13 protein-coding genes are annotated in these 20,494 nt (G+C 39.0%); 8 read left to right on the forward strand and 5 right to left on the reverse strand.

Annotated features, from left to right (window positions below; all coding sequences use genetic code 11):
* Positions 1-7: 7 nt before the first annotated feature.
* From aat to infA, 3 genes are all read left to right on the forward strand, one after another.
* Entirely contained in the window at positions 8-709 is a 702-nt protein-coding gene (gene aat, locus IV514_RS13515; RefSeq protein ID WP_206485785.1) for a leucyl/phenylalanyl-tRNA--protein transferase, read from the forward strand.
* A 15-nt stretch (positions 710-724) separates the two neighbouring features.
* Positions 725-1,426: an arginyltransferase gene (locus IV514_RS13520; protein ID WP_206485786.1), complete on the forward strand. Its 702-nt coding sequence runs from the start codon at positions 725-727 to the stop codon at positions 1,424-1,426.
* Between the two features lie 83 nt (positions 1,427-1,509).
* Complete coding sequence (infA, locus tag IV514_RS13525; protein ID WP_011043571.1) at positions 1,510-1,728, forward strand: translation initiation factor IF-1; 219 nt, start codon at positions 1,510-1,512, stop codon at positions 1,726-1,728.
* 103 nt (positions 1,729-1,831) lie between these two features.
* Here infA and clpA read toward each other — a convergent pair whose 3' ends face one another.
* Positions 1,832-4,090: an ATP-dependent Clp protease ATP-binding subunit ClpA gene (clpA, locus tag IV514_RS13530; protein WP_206485787.1), complete on the reverse strand. Its 2,259-nt coding sequence runs from the start codon at positions 4,088-4,090 to the stop codon at positions 1,832-1,834.
* A 29-nt stretch (positions 4,091-4,119) separates the two neighbouring features.
* Positions 4,120-4,440, reverse strand: coding sequence for an ATP-dependent Clp protease adapter ClpS (clpS, locus tag IV514_RS13535; protein ID WP_206485788.1), 321 nt, complete (start codon positions 4,438-4,440; stop codon positions 4,120-4,122).
* A 209-nt stretch (positions 4,441-4,649) separates the two neighbouring features.
* On the opposite strand from clpS, the gene cspD reads away from it, so the two are divergent.
* Positions 4,650-4,874, forward strand: a complete 225-nt coding sequence (gene cspD, locus IV514_RS13540; RefSeq protein WP_206485789.1) for a cold shock domain-containing protein CspD — start codon at positions 4,650-4,652, stop codon at positions 4,872-4,874.
* Between the two features lie 62 nt (positions 4,875-4,936).
* On the opposite strand, the gene icd is transcribed toward cspD, so the two are convergent.
* The 3 genes from icd to putP form a co-directional block, all read right to left on the reverse strand.
* Positions 4,937-6,187 (reverse strand): NADP-dependent isocitrate dehydrogenase, encoded by a 1,251-nt coding sequence (icd, locus tag IV514_RS13545; RefSeq protein ID WP_206485790.1) that lies wholly within the window; start codon positions 6,185-6,187, stop codon positions 4,937-4,939.
* 767 nt (positions 6,188-6,954) lie between these two features.
* On the reverse strand, positions 6,955-10,779 hold the full coding sequence (putA, locus tag IV514_RS13550; RefSeq protein WP_206485791.1) for a bifunctional proline dehydrogenase/L-glutamate gamma-semialdehyde dehydrogenase PutA: 3,825 nt from the start codon (positions 10,777-10,779) through the stop codon (positions 6,955-6,957).
* A gap of 88 nt (positions 10,780-10,867) precedes the next feature.
* Positions 10,868-12,355 (reverse strand): sodium/proline symporter PutP, encoded by a 1,488-nt coding sequence (gene putP, locus IV514_RS13555; RefSeq protein WP_206485792.1) that lies wholly within the window; start codon positions 12,353-12,355, stop codon positions 10,868-10,870.
* A gap of 354 nt (positions 12,356-12,709) precedes the next feature.
* Between putP and IV514_RS13560 the strand changes: the two genes are divergently transcribed.
* From IV514_RS13560 to IV514_RS13575, 4 genes are all read left to right on the forward strand, one after another.
* A complete protein-coding gene (locus tag IV514_RS13560) occupies positions 12,710-13,285 on the forward strand; it encodes an RNA polymerase sigma factor (protein ID WP_206485793.1) in 576 nt (191 codons plus the stop codon).
* Positions 13,282-14,319 carry a FecR domain-containing protein gene (locus tag IV514_RS13565; RefSeq protein WP_206485794.1) on the forward strand — a complete coding sequence of 346 codons (1,038 nt, stop codon included), beginning with the start codon at positions 13,282-13,284 and terminating at the stop codon, positions 14,317-14,319. The genes IV514_RS13560 and IV514_RS13565 overlap by 4 nt, the downstream gene beginning before the upstream one ends.
* A 328-nt stretch (positions 14,320-14,647) precedes the next feature.
* Positions 14,648-17,221, forward strand: coding sequence for a TonB-dependent receptor (locus IV514_RS13570; RefSeq protein ID WP_206485795.1), 2,574 nt, complete (start codon positions 14,648-14,650; stop codon positions 17,219-17,221).
* A 390-nt stretch (positions 17,222-17,611) separates the two neighbouring features.
* Positions 17,612-20,440 carry a TonB-dependent receptor gene (locus IV514_RS13575; RefSeq protein ID WP_206485796.1) on the forward strand — a complete coding sequence of 943 codons (2,829 nt, stop codon included), beginning with the start codon at positions 17,612-17,614 and terminating at the stop codon, positions 20,438-20,440.
* Positions 20,441-20,494 lie beyond the last annotated feature (54 nt).

Raw genomic sequence — 20,494 nt, forward strand, 5'->3', positions numbered from 1 at the left:
ATAACTAATGTCTAAGGCATTACCATGGCTAACTGCCGACTGCCTTAGTTTTCCCTCTCCCGATAGCGCGTTATCCGATCCTAACGGTTTGCTCGCTATTGGGGGTGATTTATCGGCTAAACGATTAATTACAGCCTACCAACTGGGCATTTTCCCTTGGTTCAACCAAGGTGAACCTATTTTATGGTGGTCCCCTTCACCCAGAGCCGTGATACCTGTTGATGCGTTGTATATCAATCGCAGTTTAAAAAAAGTGATCAATAAGCAACTTTATACTGTGACGCTAAATCAGGCATTCGATCAAGTAATACATATGTGTGCTGACGCACCATTTAGAAAAGAAGGCACTTGGATTAACCAACAGATGCTTGACGCCTATACCAACTTGCATCGTTTAGGTTACGCTCATTCGATTGAAGTGTGGCATAATCAACAATTAGTTGGCGGCTTATATGGCGTCGCTATCAATGGCGCATTTTCGGGTGAATCTATGTTTTATATAAAAGATAATGCATCAAAAATTGCATTAGTGGCACTGTCGAAACTTCTAAAGCCACACGCGCAGTATATTGATTGTCAAATTCTAAATCCTTTCTTAGCTGCCATGGGATGTATTGAAATTTCACAATCAGAGTTTCAAACCGCTCATCAACAAGCTCAAAAAAAACAGCTAACCCCGTACTTTTGGCAGCCTAGGATCATTTTCTAAGCTATAATAAACTGTATGAATAAGAGTTATCAGCTAGCCATAAGCCAAAGCTTTCCATGTAACTACCTGCCTGATCAAGAGGAAAGATTGCTAATAGCAATTGATCAGGAATTACAAAGTGCTAAGCCTTATTCCTGGTTAATGTCACAAGGCTTTCGCCGAAGTGGTGATCAAATCTATCGACCCCATTGCGTCAACTGTCAAGCTTGTCAGTCATTAAGAGTATTAGTTCAAGAATTTTTACCATCACGCAGCCAAAAACGTTTATTGAAAAAAAATCATCAGCTCACCATCACGACCCAAGATAAGTGTCAAGACTACTATTACCCGCTTTATGAGCAATATATTAATCATGTCCATCGAGATGGCTCTATGTATCCTGCTAACTTTACGCAATATATCAACTTTATCGAATGCCAATTAACAGAGCAGTTATTTATTGAAGTATGGGATAAACAACAATTAATCAGTGTAGCCGTGACAGACGTACTTGATAATGCATTATCGGCGGTCTACACCTTTTACCACCCAGATTATCGAACTAAAGGGATCGGTGTTTTTTCTATTCTCAATCAAATCACAATCGCAAAAAAAATGGCAAAGGATTTTCTCTATCTGGGTTATCAAATCGACCAATGCCAAAAGATGAATTATAAGAATCGTTTCTTTCCACACCAGATTTTAACAAAAAACACCTGGTTAACCGTAAATAAATAACACTATAGCTTTACTTTAGCCGCTCATTTGGGCATTATTCGCCCAGCTTTTTATTAATGCACAAATTAGAGGTTTAACGCCCAATGGCGAAAGAAGAAAATATTGAAATGCAAGGTACGGTTTTAGATACCTTACCAAATACTATGTTCCGTGTTGAATTAGAAAATGGACACGTTGTTACCGCACACATTTCGGGCAAAATGCGTAAAAACTACATTCGTATTTTAACTGGCGATAAAGTAACGGTAGAACTGACACCTTATGACTTATCAAAAGGTCGCATTATTTTCCGAGCTAGATAAAAATTTATGCATAGCGAATAAAAAAGCCCTACATTAACATGCAGGGCTTTTTTGTAATTGCTGACCCACCTTAAGATGGGTCAAATCCGTTAGCTATTTGTGCTTAATGTTCAACTAATTCTTTCTTAGCTTCGTAACTTAACACTAGCTTGTCTTTTTTGACACTGATCTTAGCAACGCCACCTTGTGTCAAATCACCAAACAATAATTCATTAGCCAAAGGTTTTTTCAGGTGCTCTTGGATCACACGTGCCATAGGTCTAGCCCCCATGGCTTTATCATAACCATGCTCTGCTAACCATTTCTTCGCGTCTTTGGTTAATTCAAGCGAGACACCTTTTTCATCTAACTGAGCTTGTAATTCAACAATAAACTTATCAACCACTTGCTGAATAACTTCATCAGTAAGATGATTAAACCAAACGATATTATCTAAGCGATTTCTAAACTCTGGCGAAAACACCCGATTAATTTCATCCATGGCATTTAAACTATTGTCTTGTTGTTTAAAACCGATAGATTGACGTGTAGTTTCCTGCACACCAGCGTTTGTAGTTAAAACCAAAGTAATATTTCTAAAATCGGCTTTACGTCCGTTATTGTCAGTCAAAGTACCATGATCCATTACTTGCAATAAGATGTTGTATACATCTTCATGGGCTTTTTCAATTTCATCAAGTAACACGACTGCATGTGGATGTTTTAATACTGCATCTGTTAACAAACCGCCCTGCTCATAGCCTACATAACCAGGAGGAGCACCGATTAAACGACTAACAGCGTGTTTTTCCATGTACTCAGACATGTCATAACGCAATAATTCGACACCTAATATTTTAGCTAATTGTTGCGTAACTTCCGTTTTACCTACCCCAGTAGGGCCTGCAAATAAAAATGAGCCGACTGGTTTTTCTTCACTTCCAAGACCAGCACGAGATAAACGTATTACTGAACTTAGCTCATCAATGGCATGATCTTGACCAAATACCACAAGTTTTAAATTGCGATCCAACGTTTTTAAACTGTCTTTTTCTGACGACGACACTGACTTTTCAGGAATACGGGCGATCTTTGCGACAATTGTTTCGATATCATTATCGTTGATCACTTTCTTACGCTTAGATGCTGCAACCAGTTGCTGTTTAGCGCCTGCTTCATCAATCACATCAATGGCTTTATCCGGTAGAAAACGCTCATTAATATATTTATCAGCTAATTTAGCAGCAGCCTTTAACGCTTTATTGGTGTAACGAATACCATGATGCGCTTCATACTTATCTTTTAAACCCAGTAAAATTTTAGTCGTATCGTCAACACTAGGCTCACCTATGTCTATTTTTTGGAAACGACGCGCCAATGCCCGATCTTTTTCAAAAATACTCTGATACTCTTGATAGGTGGTCGAACCTAAACATTTTAGCCTACCCGAAGATAAAAGCGGTTTTATCAAGTTTGAGGCATCCATCATACCACCAGAAGCAGCTCCTGCTCCGATAATAGTATGAATTTCATCGACAAATAAAATTGCATTACCTTCTTGCTCTAACTCTTTTAACAAGGCTTTAAAGCGTTTTTCAAAGTCACCTCGATATTTGGTACCCGCTAGCAGTGCTCCCATATCGAGTGAATAAATTGTCGTTTCAGCAAGAAATTCTGGGACATCTTTAGAAACAATCAAATTAGCTAGCCCTTCAGCGATGGCGGTTTTACCTACCCCCGCTTCTCCGACAAACAACGGGTTGTTTTTACGTCTACGCCCTAATACCTGCATTGTACGTTCAAGTTCACTGTTGCGACCGATAAGCGGATCAATATTGCCGTTTTTTGCTTCTTCATTAAGGTTAGTGGCAAAATTTTCTACGGTACGAGGCTCTTCTTCCGTTGGTGTCACTGTTTGTTCTTGCTCAGATTGCGAGTTGTGATGTTCAACTTTTGCAATGCCATGCGAGATATAATTGACGATATCTAAACGACTAATATCAGACTTTTTAAGAAAATACGCGGCTTGTGACTCTTGCTCACTGAAAATCGCCACTAAAACATTAGAACCATTAACTTCACTTTTACCAGACGACTGTACATGAAACACAGCGCGCTGTAATACACGCTGGAAACCTAAGGTTGGCTGTGTTTCTCTATCATCCTCGCCAGCAGGGATCACAGGAGTGGTTTCCCCGATAAACTCCATTAATTCTTTACGCAGCTTCTTCATATCTGCACCACAAGCCGTTAATGCTTCGATTGATGATGGGTTATCAAGTAAAGCCAATAACAGGTGCTCAACCGTCATAAATTCATGACGAGACTCTTTTGCCTGACGAAACGCCATATTTAAGGATATTTCTAAATCTTTGTTCAACATAGGCTACTCCCAATCAAAACTTAGTACCATTACGCTTTTTCCATAGTGCACTTTAGTGGGTGCTCGTTTTCCAGCGCGTAATTACATACTTGACTAACTTTCGTCTCTGCAACTTCTGCAGTATATGTGCCACACTTACCTTTCCCTTTATAGTGAATATCTAGCATAATATCCGTCGCTTTTTCTTCATTCATATTAAAAAACTTACGTAACACTGCAACAACAAAATCCATTGGGGTATAATCGTCATTCAATAACACCACATGATACATTGGCGGCTTTTGATGCTGTACAACTTTCTCTTCTTCAAGAATCTCCTGATTCTCAAATGACTCTTTCCACTTACTCATAATTTTATTTTAGTCTGTTAACATGAATTTTGCTTCATCATTTTAGCTAAATTCTCTTTAAATTGCTGTTAAATAGTTGTGAAATTGACTTGACTATTTAAATATATTATCTACGATTTAAGAGGTGGCTTTTTTTTAGTCACTTTCAGATGATGATGCTTTTGGGGAAGCATAACTAATTACCGCGGATTTTAGAAGGAAGTTGATGTATGGCTCACGGTACAGTTAAATGGTTTAATAACGCTAAAGGGTTTGGTTTTATTCGTCCTGAGGATGGTGGTGAGGATATTTTCGCTCATTACTCTACAATCCAAATGGAAGGATACCGTACATTAAAAGCAGGTCAGGATGTAAATTACGAGCTTAATGCAGGTCCAAAAGGACACCATGCTGCAAGTATTACTCCTACTGATGTAGAAGACTCAAACGAATAAATCATTCGTTTAATGATAAAAAAGCACAACCTCTGGTTGTGCTTTTTTGTTTGTGCTGCAAATTACATATGTTCAACAATGCAGTCAGCAAACTGAGAACAAGTCACTAGTGTAGAACCTTCCATCAAGCGCGCGAAATCGTAAGTAACCGTTTTAGCATTAATTGCCCCTGACACTCCTTTTAACAATAGATCAGCAGCTTCAACCCAACCAATGTGACGTAGCATCATTTCTGCGGATAAAATCACAGAACTAGGATTCACTTTATTTAAGCCAGCATATTTGGGTGCAGTACCATGAGTCGCTTCAAATACCGCAATTTCTTCACCAATATTTGCCCCTGGCGCAATACCAATGCCACCAACCTGAGCAGATACCGCATCAGAAAGGTAATCGCCATTAAGGTTCAACGTTGCTATTACACTATATTCCGCCGGACGTAATAACGTTTGTTGCAGCATAGAATCGGCAATAACGTCTTTGATGATAATCTCTTTACCCGTGTTTGGATTAATCAACTGACACCAAGTGCCACCATTCATGGTTTTAGCGCCAAATTCATTCTTTGCTAACTCATAGCCCCATGCTTTAAAAGCCCCTTCGGTATATTTCATAATGTTGCCTTTATGGACAATAGTCACCGAAGAGCGATCGTTATCAATCGCATATTGTATTGCTTTGCGTACTAAACGTTGTGTGCCCTGTTTTGACACAGGTTTGATGCCTAAGCCACAATCTTCTGAAAAGCGAATATTATTAACCTGTAATTCATCCTGTAAAAAGCCCAACAATTTTTCTGCTTGTTCACTGCCGGCCTCAAACTCAATACCAGAATATACATCTTCTGAATTTTCCCTAAAGATCACCATATTAACTTCTGAGGGCTTTTTCATTGGGCTGGGCACGCCTGTAAACCACTGCACTGGACGTTGACAAACATACAGATCTAATACTTGTCGTAAAGCAACATTTAATGAACGCATACCTCCACCTACAGGGGTGGTTAGTGGTCCTTTAATTCCTACTTTGTATTCTTTAAATGCTGCAAGTGTTTCATCTGGCAACCATGTTTCACTATCATAAACTTGAGTTGATTTTTCACCGGCATACACCTCCATCCAAGCAATTTCACGATCACTACCATAAGCTTTAGCAACGGCAGCATTAACCACAGTTAACATGGCAGGTGTAACATCCACCCCGATACCATCACCTTCTATGAACGGAATAATCGGCTTATTAGGCACTAACATACGACCATTGTCATAGGTAATTGCCTGGCCATTTTCTGGAATTGAAATGTGTTTGAACATGGTTAGTTTCCTCGTATCTAGGTGCATAAAGGTTATTATTATTTTTATTACCTAATGCTTAAGCTAAATGATTATAAGAAATTACACTAATACAAATAACATGATAGCGAACATAAATACGATGAATGATTCAAACATGCGTTTGAAATTTAGCCGATACGGGTAATACAAACGTTACCGTAAATATATTTATAATGTTAATTTTTTAACTATCAGTTAATTTAAAGAGTTCTTTTTTAAAAAACCTTCTTTAGATAAATATAAGATAATATTTCAATATTTATATTATTTATTTAATAAATTTGATAAGTATTTCATCAAGCGCACACTAGATCGTTCAACACCCTTTAGTGATAACTCTATATAACTCAGCAATGTATCGAATTTTTTTAAATCGCTTCCATACATCATTTGCACTTCTTTTTGATATATCAGCTCAGCAAAGCACTAACCATCATCAAAGGCATTACTCAACAAACTATCGTCTTCATAACGAAGCGATCCTGGCTGTTAGCAGTGATCAATTAGTTGTGAAAAAGAAGATGTACAACGGGTAATAGCAATGCTTGAAAACATCAAAATCAGATAGCGTTATTCAAAGCTTGCGAGCGACAAGCTAATACCGAGAAATACCTTTCGTACTTGTTAATGAAGCTACAAGCGGAACTTGGAGAAATACAAGCTGACCATCCCCCCCATCAACAGAACATAAAGCAAAAACGGGTATTAAAAATACCCGTTTTTATATTAACAGCTCTTAATGTAAACTATTCATCTTCCACCAAGGTCATAAGAGATGTATTACCTCCTGATGCGGTAGTATCAATACTGATAGTTTTTTCCGTCAATAAACGTTGAATTAAATTGTCGAGATATTCCGAACTGATCACTGGTAAAATAGCCCCTTGACGCTCAGCTAATTTCTCACTGATATAATGCTTTCTACTACAATGACTATCAACAACAACTCCTGCTAACTCAGGGTAGGACAACATTGCAGATAAATGGCGTAATCTTGCCACTTGAAAAATATGTTGATTGGCACCTGTGGCAAGAAATTTGTCTCTAAACGCGATAGCTTCATCGTAGAACAAATCAGAAACCACCGAAATAACCGTGTTACCGGTTGCTAATGCGGTGACAATAGATAACGTCCAAAAATGAAAACTGACATTTTTATCCGCAAAACATATTACATTACCGCGATTTTCTAGATACAGGATATTAGATTCACCTGTTGGCCCTGGCAATACTGCCGGCTTTTTAAACCGTTTTTCGATACTAATTAATTGCGCGCGCGCCGCTGTTAACGTACGGTTTAAATCATCAGCCAAATCATCAACAATTTCAACATGGGCTATTTTTGCTAGCAACTGGCGTACATAAGAAATACGAGTATTTAATTCAGTTAAACGCCAATCTTTTTCCGCAATAGTTGCTTGGTCCATCATGACAATGGCTTCAGCTGTCGCTGTTGCATCACTTTCCAGTGCTTCTGCTTGTTCGGGTAACACGTGAAATTGCTCGGTATCTGGTGTAGCCTTTTCTTTTACTAAGCGCGATAAATAATTAGGTCCACCCGCCTTAGGTCCGGTACCTGAAAGACCACGACCACCGAAAGGTTGTACACCAACAATAGCACCTATCATATTGCGATTGATGTAAATATTCCCTGCGCGTGAAAGTTTTGCCAATTCAAGGGCACGTTGGTTAATACGGGTGTGAATCCCCATGGTTAAACCAAAACCTGTGCTATTGATCTTATCAATAATATTTTCAATGTCTTCACCTTTAAAACGTACCACATGTACGCAAGGCCCAAAGACTTCTTTCTTTAACACACTAATATCATCAATTTCATAAAGTCGAGGGGCAAAAAAGAAATGCTCCTTATCAGAGACTTCTGCTGAAATGGCACATTGATAAAGCAGTTTTCCATGGCTTTTCATGTAATCACTGTGTGCAGTAAGCGCATCCAACGCCTTTTTATCGATTACCGGACCAATGTCCGTGCTTAATTGAGCAGGATCACCAACGTGTAATTCTGCTAATGCCCCTTTAAGCATAGTGATCACGCCATCGGCAATGTCTTCTTGTAAAAATAGCACGCGTAGCGCTGAGCAACGTTGTCCCGCTGATTGAAAACCAGAAGAAATAATATCATCAACCACCTGCTCAGGTAACGCAGTAGAATCAACCAACATGCAATTTTGACCACCAGTTTCGGCAATTAAAGGAACTTGATCACCACCGCGCTCAGCTAGGGTTTGTGAAATCTTGCTGCCTGTTTCGGTTGAACCAGTAAACATTACTGTTTGAATACGATTATCAGGAAGAATCATGCTACCAACATCACTACCTTGAGCAATAACCGCTTGAACGACGCCATCAGGTAAACCTACTGATTTCATTAATTCAATTGTATACAAAGCGATTAGTCCTGTTTGCTCGGCAGGTTTAGCTAGTACTGTATTACCTGTTGCAATTGCAGCGGCCACTTGACCTAAAAATATCGCTAAAGGAAAATTCCATGGGCTAATACAAAGGACAACACCTCGAGGTTCAAGACGTTCATCTTCTGCCAGTTCGATTGCCCGTTCAGCATAATAACGACAAAAATCGACGGCTTCTCGCACTTCATCGACACCATCTTGAGCTATTTTACCCGCTTCTTTAATACACATGGCAATAAGTTCATCCATATGGCGCTCAAGAATATCTGCTACACGGCGCAACAACGCAGCTCGTTCTATTACCGGGGTTTGTGACCATGAATAAAACGCAGTTTCTGCCGTATCAATCATAGCTACCATATCATTTTTGTCATGAAAGCGATGAAAGCCAATAATTTCACTATGATCAGCAGGATTTCTAACCGCTACAGCATGCTTAGGTACCTCATCAGCGTTAATCAGATGACTAGCAAACCAGTTTTCTATTGACGTTTTTAATGTACTTAATTGGTCAATGTCTGTTAAATCAACACCAATCGAATTATCTCGGCCTACACCATTGCTATCGTGATATAAAGCGATAGGTTTAACGATTTGATTGTTATACTTATCTTTTAAACGCTGAGTCTTTTCTACCGGATCTTCGAGTAAAGATTCGACCGGTTTCGACTCATCAACAATCGCATTAACAAAAGATGAGTTTGCGCCATTTTCTAATAATCGACGGACTAGGTAAGCTAGTAGATCTTCATGATGACCAACAGGGGCGTAAATACGACATTGAATGTTTTCATCCGAGACGATTTGATCATATAAAGAATCCCCCATGCCATGTAAACATTGAAACTCAAAACCTTCTTTATCGTCACCAGCAAGCTCGACAATAGTCGCTGCGGTATACGCATTATGCGTGGCAAACTGAGGATAAATGCTATCTCTGTACTCTAATAGCTTATTAGCACAAGCATGATATGAAACATCAGTAGAAGATTTACGGGTAAATACAGGGAAGTGGTTATGCCCGTCTTTTTGAGTATTTTTAATTTCTGTATCCCAATAAGCTCCCTTAACTAAACGTACCATCATTTTTCGATTAACACGCAATGTTAGCATGCGTAACCATTCAACCACCCAAAGAGCCCGTTTCTGATAGGCTTGTAATGCGATGCCAAAACCATTCCAATTGGCTAAATCGTTATCGCTAAATACCGCTTCAATAATGTCCAGCGAAATATCTAATCGCTCAGACTCTTCCGCATCTACCGTTAAGCCGATGTTATAGTTTTTAGCTTGTAAACACAGTTCTTTCAGTTTTGGCACAATTTCAGCCATAACACGTTCTTTATGGCTAAACTCATAACGCGGATGAATGGCTGATAGCTTTACCGAAATACCCGGCACTCTGCGCGGATCATTTTTACCTGAAGCTTGAGCGATGCTACCAATGGTTTCAATTGCGTCTTGATAAGATTTTAAATAGCGTTCGGCGTCTTTCATGGTTCGAGCACCTTCACCGAGCATATCGTACGAATAAACGTAACCATGTTGCTCTTTTGTGGCAGCACGCTCGGTTGCAGCCTCGATTGTTTCCCCCATGACAAACTGTTTACCCATGATTTTCATAGCAAAATTCATTGATTTTCGAATAACTGGTTCACCAAGGCGACCAATAGTTTTCTTTAACAGTCCGAAATTATCTTGCTTACGCTTATCTGCGTAGTTAACCATAGAGCCGGTTATGAGCAACCCCCATGACGAGGCGTTAACAAACAGTGACTCACTACTTCCTAAATGGGAACTCCATTGGCCTTGGGAAATTTTGTCACGAATTAGCGCATCTTGAGTTTTCTTGTCTGGTACACGCAGCAACGCTTCAGCGAGGCACATTAACACTACGCCTTCTTCACTTGATAATGAGTATTCATTTAACAAAGCATCAATAGCGCCATTACCCTCTTGGTCTTGACGAATTTTCAATACTATTTTACGCGCTCTATCCCATGCCCTACTTCTTGCACTAACATTAACTTCTGCGACTGGCAGAACATGGTCTACGGCGATATTTTCATCGATACGATAAAATTCTCGAATTTTCTGCCGAATTGGACAGTCAGTGATCAACGAACCATTAAAAAGCATTTACTTGTCCTCAAAATTATTAAAAAGCGTTCTACAACGGCTTAAATTATCTACAACTGTATCCTGCTACAGCGATATATTGATGTGTTTAACTGTGGTGTATTAACATTTCATCGTGCTTGGCTAAAACCAGAACATCTTCTTGTGGAGTCAATTGACTAACGAGGTATATGACTAATGAAGATAAAAGAAAACCAGGAACTATTTCATACATTACTGAACTAAGTGATTGACCATTGATAGTGATAGGAGCGTAAATCCAAAACAATACCGTTAATGCACCTGTTATCATGCCAGCCAAAGCGGCATTTCTTGTCATCTTTTTCCAGTATAAACAACCTATCACCACTGGACCAAAAGCTGCGCCAAAACCGGCCCAAGCGTTACTCACTAACGATAATATAGATGAGTTTCGATCGTAGGCTAAGTAGATAGCAACTAAGGCCACTAAAAATACCGAAATTCGTCCTACCAAAACTTGCTGTTTTTCGCTCGCGTCGCGATGCAAAAAGGTTTTATAGAAATCTTCCGTTAGTGAGCTTGAAGTCACTAACAGCTGAGAAGATATTGTACTCATAATAGCCGCCAAAATTGCCGCTAATAAAAAGCCAGCGATCAGGGGGTTAAATAAAATTTGCGATAATAAGATAAAAATAGTTTCTGCATCATCAAGCTTAAGATCGGTTTTCAAAACAAACGCGATACCCGCAAAGCCTGTCGCCATAGCCCCAGCAATAGACACTATCATCCAGCTCATGCCAATACGACGTGCAGTTGGCATGTCTTTAACGCTACGTATCGCCATAAATCGAACAATGATATGTGGTTGACCAAAATACCCTAACCCCCATGCCATCGCTGACAGTATGCCAATAAAACTCATACCGCTAAAAATATCTAACAAAGCGGGATCTAAAGAATTAATGCTTGAGTGCATTTCAGATAAACCACCTACTTCATTAATAGCAACAACGGGCACTAAAACTAAAGCGATAAACATAATACAGCCCTGAACAAAATCCGTTAAACTCACCGCTAAAAAGCCACCAAATAAAGTATAAGCAACAACGACACCAGCGGTAATATACAAACCTAACTCATAATTCAGACCAAAAGAGCTTTCAAATAACTTGCCACCAGCAACAATACCGCTTGACGTATAAAGAGTGAAAAACACTACGATAACAACGGACGACACTACCCTTAACATGCGAGAATTATCATTAAAGCGATTTTCAAAAAAGTCAGGCAAAGTGATCGAGTCATTGGCTATTTCCGTATAGGTTCTCAGACGTGGCGCGACAATAAGGTAATTTAAAAAAGCGCCAATAACTAAACCAACGGCAATCCATAAACTACTTAATCCTGAAATATACATAGCCCCTGGCAAGCCCATTAACATCCATCCACTCATGTCAGAAGCCCCAGCAGACAATGCTGCAACACTTGGACTTAAACTCCGTCCTCCTAGCATATAGCCTGAAACATCGCTTGTTGATTTACGATATGCATACAAACCTATGGCAAGCATAGCTACAAAATAAACACCTAAAGAAAAAAGAGTTTCAAGTTCCAAAATAATATCCACCTTTATATTTTTTATATTGTGATACGCCATGTTGAACATCAACGTTCATCCAACAGATTCAACACACCTGAGTAAATTTATTGTTTGATATTGTTAAAGAGCAGAACTGATCATAAATCCATAAAATATTTATGGTGAAATTGAGATGGAACACTTCTTATTGATATAAAATATTTAATGTTATTTTTTATGTATTTGAGCGTGAGTATCAAATATATGTATTATTTAACAACACAACATTGCCCAAAAAATTACTGGTTATACTATATTTTTAATAAAATAATTGAGGATTACGCCGAGTTAAGACTCTTTAGGATAACCATGTGTTATTGGAAACATTAAATGCCGCCAATTAAGCAGTCAAATAATAGAGTATTAAAAGCATTTCAATCATGCAGGGATGGCTTAGTGCGTTCTATTATGAAAATGAGCGTAGAGCAACAGGATGTAGATGATATTTTACAAGAAACCTTTATTAGAGTGTTACATTCAGACGCTCAACAACAAATTAAATCTCCTAAAGGTTACTTATTTGTCGTTTCTAGAAATTTAGTTCTCAATAAATTATTACAGAAATCAAAAGAAATACATACTGAATTAGATGAAGCGTTATTAGAAAATGATGTTGATGATACTGTTGAAAAAAATCTTTATCAAAAACATAAATTTGAACGTTTTAGTAAGGTATTAAGTGCGCTACCCGAAAAACATCGCCGCGCCATATTATTAAGAAAACTCTATTGTTTAAGCCACAAAGAAATCGCGAAGAAAATGAATGTTTCAGTAAGTTCCGTTGAAAAATATATAGCTAGCGGTTTAAAACAATGCAAACAAGCACTTTATGCTCAAGGATATGAAGTTAATGAACTTAAACTCCCGGTACAGCTAAGTCAATCAAATGAAGAGCGTAAAAAATGAATACAGATAACAAAGTAGTTTCACTTCATACAACAAATACGATTGATGACGAAGCATCTATTTGGTTAGTAAGACTCGACGATGGCAATTTATCTGAAGCTTCAAAAAAAGAGTTAAAGGCCTGGTTAGCTGCAGATAAAAGACATCCAGCAGCATTAAAAGCGATGGCCGATATCTGGGATGACATGGATGAAATCCTCAATATTGTCGATGATAAAAACACATCAAAAAACATAAGCTTATGGCCAGTGTTACAACCAGTGTTAAAACCGGTTATGTTGGCGGCAACCATTAGTTTTCTCGCAATATTTATTTGGTTAACACCAGCTGACAGTATACAAAAAAGTACGTATGCCACATTAGTTGGACAACAGATGGATACAGTGTTTGATGATGGTTCTATTGTGCATTTAAATACTAATAGTCGTATAGAAGCAGAGTATTCTGATGAAAAACGAATAATTAAGTTAGTTAAAGGTGAGGCGTTATTTGAAGTAGCCCATGATGCTGAACGACCATTTATCGTTTACGTAGGAGATCGTTTGGTTCAAGCGATCGGAACAAAGTTTGTGATACATTTTGCAGCTGAAAATATTCAAGTCACTGTTACCGATGGTAAAGTCAAAATGTCAAAAGTAGCGCTTAATAAGCAGTTGGCAGATATTAAAGACTTGGATCCTAGCGCTATTGAAAAAGATGATGTTTATATTGCTAAAGGTGAAAAAGTGTTAGTGGGAAGTGATAAACATCCAACATTAACCCAGATAAAACCCGAGCTAATAAAACGTGAACTTTCTTGGCTAGATGGCAAATTAATTTTTGACAATGAAGAGTTGTTTGACGTAATTGCAGAAATTAATCGTTATTTTGATATTACAATTGTGCTCAAAGATCCATCGTTACACAATATACGTATAAGTGGTCGTTTTGATCTTGGCGACAGTGATGCATTAATTGAAGCGTTAGAACTTTCTTTTAATATTAAATCTCAACGCCTTGATGCTAATAAAGTATTACTAACTAAAAAAATATAGCGATACCTATCGCTTTTTTCGAGGTTTTATTATCAACTCATCCATAATAAAACCTCAATTTTCACTATGAGCCTTTTCACTCCATTTCACTCCATTTCACTAAAATATTAATTAAAAAATCGCCTGACGTTGACGCCAGAATATACGTGAAACTTGCACTATTTCATGTTGATAAATATCTCCAGCTTAATTAATAAACAATAAAAACAGAAAAAAATTACGGGTTTTTACCTTCTCACACTCTTTAACTTAAGTTGCAAAAAAATTAACTAAATAGCAACTGAAGTACATAACTAAAAAACTATTTAAAAATCTTGAAGGAAATAACATGTCGACAAAATTTAAAACAGCGAGTTTATCTCTTGCTGTCGGTATCGCATTAGGCGTCGCCCCCTCACATGCTGCTGAGGCAGATGGAGCGACCAAGATTGAACGTATTGCAGTTGTTGGTACACGTAGTGCACCACGATCGGTAGATGACTCTCCTGTACCTATTGACTTGATTGGCGCTGAAGAATTAGACAAAGCGGGCAATACCGATATGTTAGAGTTAGTAAAAGGTACGGTGCCATCTTTTAACGTACAAACAAACCCGATATCTGATGCTGCCAGCTTAGTTAAACCTGCTAACCTTAGAGGCCTTTCATCAGATAGTACTTTGATACTCGTTAATGGTAAACGCCGTCACCGCGCCTCAGTCATCGCGTTGCTTGGAGGCGGTATTAATGATGGCGCACAAGGCCCCGACATTTCTGTTATTCCTAGTGCAGCACTCAAGCAAATTGAAGTATTACGTGACGGTGCAGCGGCGCAATATGGTTCCGATGCTATCGCAGGTGTCATGAATTTTGTATTAAAAGATGACGCTGAAGGCGGTTCTTTCTCAGTACGCCACGGTTCATATTATGAAGGCGACGGTGACACGACTGAAATGAACGGTAATATCGGCATGGAATTGAGTCGAGATGGCTTTGCCAACCTGAGTTTTCAATATAAAAATGCTGATGCGACAAGTCGAAGCGTTCAACGCCCAGATGCACAAGGGTTAATTGATGCAGGTAACACCAATGTTTCCAATTTAGCACAAATCTGGGGGTCGCCAGAAATTAATGACGATATTACTATTTTTGGTAACTTTGGTTTAGATTTAGGACACAACCGTGAAGCCTATATGTTTGGCAATTACTCAGAACGAGATGTTCGTGGTGGTTTCTATTTCCGTAACCCTCATATTCGCGGTGGCGTTTATTCGGGTGATGGTGGTAATACTTTACTTGTAGCTGACTTAGACGGCTTAAATAATGGTATCGAATGTCCAACCGTTAACATCACCACTGGCAACGTGTTAGGACAGGCTGATTACGGTCTTATCGCCGATCCTAATACTGCTGTTGGACAAAACTGTTTTGCCTTTAATGAAATGCTACCCGGTGGTTTTACCCCTAACTTTGGTGGCAATATTATCGATACTTCGTTAACTATGGGTACTCGAGGTGAGTTTAGTGAATCGCTCTCGTATGACATCAGTGGCTCAGTAGGTCGAAACGCATCAAGCTACGTCATCTTTGACACTCTAAACGCATCATTAGGACCAGAGTCTCCGCGTGATTTCCACCCTGGAAAACATATTCAGCTAGAAAAATTCTTCAACATAGATTTAGTTAAAGAACTTGATGTAGGATTTGAATCTCCACTAGTCATTGCTGGTGGCTATGAATATCACCAAGAAACGTTTGATGTTATCGCTGGCGATGTCGAATCATATACCGCAGGTCCTTATACCGAGCAAGGTTTTGGTATAGGTTCTAATGGTTTTCCTGGATTTAAACCGTCTGCTGCAGGTTCGTTTTCTCGTCAAAACTATGCGTTATATTTGGATGTTGAAGCCCAGTATACTGAAAACTTTTTGATGGGTTATGCATTACGTTTTGAAGATTACAGTACCTTTGGCAACACCACGAACTACAAAATATCGGCACAGTATAATGTAACGGATGATTTTTCATTACGTGGCTCTATCAGTTCAGGATTCCGTGCCCCTACTGTTGGTCAAGCGAACTATTCGAATGTACAAACCTCATTAGAAGGTGGCATATTAGTCGATTCCGCATTGTTACCTGCGACAAACCCTGTCGCAATTCAATTAGGGGCGACAGAATTAACACCTGAAGAGTCTGACAGCATTGCTTTTGGTGCGGTTTGGAATATCGAAGGATTCCACTTCACTCTTGATTATTACAATATTGAAGTGACGGATCGTATCTCGCAATCAACCAAATACAATTTATCAGACGAAGATAAAGCAAAACTAAAAGCTGACGGTGTGCCAAATGTTGATTCGATTCAACAAGTAAGCTTCTTTACTAACGATTTTGACACTACGACTGAAGGGATTGATTTTGTAGCAAATTATTCGACAGATTTATTAAATGGTAGCACGGTATTTAGCCTTGCTTATAACTGGAATGAAACAACCGTTGATAAATACTCCGCCATCACCGGTGAAGGTAAAGTATCTCGTTTAGAAAATGATTTACCTAATCACCGCTCAACATTCACCTGGGCTCAAAGCTGGGAAGACATTAATATGTTTACTCGAGTCAACTACTATGGTGAATTTCAGGGTGTACACGTTGACTGGATAGGAACGCCAGACGAGCCAGGCACTGAAATCAACGCTGATGCAGAGATTACAGTTGACGTTGAAGTTACCTATCATGTAACTGAAGCACTTCGTCTTAGTGTTGGTGCGCAGAATGTATTTGATGTGTACCCAAGCAAACTTGACTTTGAAAAGCAAACAGGTGCGCCAAATAATAGCTGGGGCGGTAAATACTATGAAACATCGCCTTTTGGCTTTAACGGTGGATTCTACTACTTAAAAGCCACTTATAGTTTTTAATCACTTAGTTGCTAATTAATAAGACAAAAAACCTCAGCTTTTGCTGAGGTTTTTTTATCAATAATACGACTTAGTTAAAATTAACATCAATGGTTGAATACCAGTTGTAATGATAAGATGAAGCCAATACTATTTGACAGAAACGAGCATGTCATTGTTATATCCTTGCAGTAAGCAATTGTAACTAGCGACCTTTACCGTCTTCAAATATTATTAATCAGGAGGTTCAAAGAGCAAGACAATCCTAGCAATAGTGATAATATGTTTCCTTAATAGGAGCAATTTTTAATGCTAACTAACAGACATCGAGATATCTATTAAGTGTTTAAACGCCTAAAAAAACATAGAAAACGAAAATACCTAAAGGCTAATATCGTATTTGGCCTGTGTTTGTTAAGTAATTCTTTACTATGTCTCGCAACTGAACGCTACCAATTCAAACTACCAGCAATGAATGCCGCTAAAGCGTTAGACAAGTTAGCAGATATCTCTGGTTATTCATTAATTTATCCATTTGACGACTCAATTGTCGTTATGACAAACCCGCTTTACGGTACATATTCACTTAGCGATGCCTTAAAAAAACTTCTTTTAAATACTCCTCTTAGTGCCGTTGCTACAAAAAAGCAGGTGATAGCCGTATCCGCCATTTTAAACAATAACAAAACAACAGAGACATTACCCATCTCGTTACCAGCCAAAAGCGCTAACACTAAAACCGAACAAAGTGCTGATGAAGATGCTAATAAAGAAAATAAAGCAGAACGGATCCAAATTATTGGTTCACGTCGCCCCTATCGCTCACCTAGTGATGCGTTAGCACCGTTAGATATCATTAATCAGCAAGATTTAAAGGCGCGCGGTAACAAGGATATTATCTCAACCCTATCAAGTGTTATCCCCTCATATAATGCAAGGCAAGAAGCCATTAGTGATGCGGGTACTTTGGTAAGACCGCCTAATCTTAGAGGTTTACCCACAGATAGCATGTTGGTTCTGGTTAACGGTAAACGACGTCATCGTAGTGGTGTTATTTACGAATATATTTCAGGATTGAATGTCGGGGCGCATGGCGTCGATCTCGAGCCTATTCCAAGTATCGCCCTTAAAAGTGTCGAAGTATTAAGGGATGGTGCCGCTGCACAATATGGCTCTGATGCGATTGCTGGTGTTGTTAATTTTCGTTTAGAAAACAATCCAGATATACAACACATTGAGTTACGCACTGGTCAATACTATGCTGGTGACGGCAAGAAACTTGAACTTTCAGGAATATTAGGCACCCAGCTAGGTAACGACGGCCTTGCTAACTTTTCCTTTGAATTATCCCAAAGCGATCCAACCTCGCGCGGAATACAAGATCCTGCTGTGCAGAGTTTAATTGATAGTGGTATCAGCAAAAATGATATTCAAGACCCTGTAGTGATTTGGGGTGCACCTGAAATAGCCAACAATATCAAAACATTTGCTAATATAGAAATGGATATTGGCGAGCTAAACCATTATCAGCAACTTTATCTATTTGGCAACTGGGCACAACGCAATGTCGACGGCAGTTTTTTTTATCGTAATCCAAATACGAGAGCCAGTGTCTTTACTAACCCGAATGATGGCACACGCTTGTTTTTTGATATGACCAGTGACCATACAGGAAATTGCCCTTCCCCAACTATTCCAGGTAGTGAAGGTGATTCAGAGGCCTTGGCGGCAGTCATGGCTAACGATAACTGTTTTGCTTTTAACGAACGCTTTCCTGGCGGCTTCACCCCTCGATTTGGCGGTGTAATTACCGACACCAGCATAGCCGCTGGCATACGTGGAGCTTTAGCCCATGGTGATGCTGAATTAAGCTATGATATCAGTATGGTATTAGGTAAAAATCATATCGATTATGAATTACATAAAACCGTTAATGCATCATTAGGTGAAGATTCCCCAGTAGATTTTAATTTAGGTTCTCAAATTCAAACAGAGCGAGTATTCAACGCTGACTTTACCTATCCACTAGAAGTGGGTTTTGAATCTGAGTTAAATATTGCCTTTGGCTACCAAAATCACTTTGAGCAATTTGAAATTGTCGCAGGAGATCGCGCCTCATACCAAGCAGGTAGTTTTTCAAACAATGGCGAAGCCGTAGGAGCCAATGGTTTCCCAGGTTTCTCTCCTGATACAGCGGGTGTTAATCATCGCACATCAAGCGCGTTATATTTAGATATTGAAGGTGATGTAACTGAAAACCTTTTAGTCTCTCTTGCAATGAGATATGAAAAAATAGGGAAGATAGGTAATACATTTGATGGTAAAATTTCAGCACGTTTACAAGTAACAGATGACATTGCCTTTCGCTCAACGCTCAGTAGTGGCTTTAGGGCACCTACGGTTGGGCAGTCTACCCTTGAGCGCATATCGACCTCAAACTCTGTGATTGATGATGTCGTCGTTCAACAAAGCTCGCAACTCGTGAGTGCGTTAAGTCCAATAGCAACAGCTCGCTCGGGAGGCAAACTAGAGCCAGAAAAAGCCACTAGTTTTAGTTTTGGGGCATTATCAGAGATAGGGCCAGTGAATATCACTTTAGATTACTTTTATATTGACGTAGATGATCGCTTATCACTATTCACCAGTGAAATTGTCGCAAGTGATGCGTCATTGTTAGCTGCTTCTGGAGTAGGCTCAAACGTAACAAATATTCAATATTACGCGAACGATTTTAATTCTACGACCCAAGGCCTTGACTTAGTAGCAAGTTTGCCATTTGAATTCGCCAACGGAAGCAACTTGTTGTCATTAGCATTAAATTACACCGATACAGCTTTAGAAGTCACTAACGACAACAGTCCGATCTCAAATCTTAATGAACAAAAAGAGCGTGAAGACGGCCTCCCTAAAACTCGTGGAGTATTAACCTACTCATACTCACAAGGAGATTTAACAGCAAGAGTTGGCCTTAATTATTATGGCAGCTTTTATAATGCTCAATTTAACGACGTATCCCTTATTGAAAAAGTAGCCCCAATTGTGATGACCGATGTAGAAATTTCCTACAACATTACTAATAAACTAGTTGCTGCGTTTGGTGCTAAAAATATTTTTAATGTTTTTCCTGAAGAATATAGTGAAGGACGCACCCCCGGATTTTTAGGTGCTATATATCCGTTAAACTCCCCTACAGGCTTTAATGGCGGACATTATTATCTGCGAGTAGGTTGGGACTTTTAACGTAAATATCGGCTTGCTAGCAGCTATGAGCTTAGCATCTTTATTTTGATGTTT

The sequence above is a fragment of the Thalassotalea sp. G2M2-11 genome (genome assembly GCF_017168195.1).
GTDB lineage: Bacteria > Pseudomonadota > Gammaproteobacteria > Enterobacterales > Alteromonadaceae > Thalassotalea_E.

Bases quoted from the DNA above. Each gene is read 5' to 3' on its own strand.
- aat (WP_206485785.1), top strand. From the start codon at position 8: ATGTCTAAGGCATTACCATGGCTAACTGCCGACTGCCTTAGTTTTCCC.
- IV514_RS13520 (WP_206485786.1), top strand. From the start codon at position 725: ATGAATAAGAGTTATCAGCTAGCCATAAGCCAAAGCTTTCCATGTAAC.
- infA (WP_011043571.1), top strand. From the start codon at position 1,510: ATGGCGAAAGAAGAAAATATTGAAATGCAAGGTACGGTTTTAGATACC.
- clpA (WP_206485787.1), bottom strand. From the start codon at position 4,090: ATGTTGAACAAAGATTTAGAAATATCCTTAAATATGGCGTTTCGTCAG.
- clpS (WP_206485788.1), bottom strand. From the start codon at position 4,440: ATGAGTAAGTGGAAAGAGTCATTTGAGAATCAGGAGATTCTTGAAGAA.
- cspD (WP_206485789.1), top strand. From the start codon at position 4,650: ATGGCTCACGGTACAGTTAAATGGTTTAATAACGCTAAAGGGTTTGGT.
- icd (WP_206485790.1), bottom strand. From the start codon at position 6,187: ATGTTCAAACACATTTCAATTCCAGAAAATGGCCAGGCAATTACCTAT.
- putA (WP_206485791.1), bottom strand. From the start codon at position 10,779: ATGCTTTTTAATGGTTCGTTGATCACTGACTGTCCAATTCGGCAGAAA.
- IV514_RS13560 (WP_206485793.1), top strand. From the start codon at position 12,710: ATGCCGCCAATTAAGCAGTCAAATAATAGAGTATTAAAAGCATTTCAA.
- IV514_RS13565 (WP_206485794.1), top strand. From the start codon at position 13,282: ATGAATACAGATAACAAAGTAGTTTCACTTCATACAACAAATACGATT.
- IV514_RS13570 (WP_206485795.1), top strand. From the start codon at position 14,648: ATGTCGACAAAATTTAAAACAGCGAGTTTATCTCTTGCTGTCGGTATC.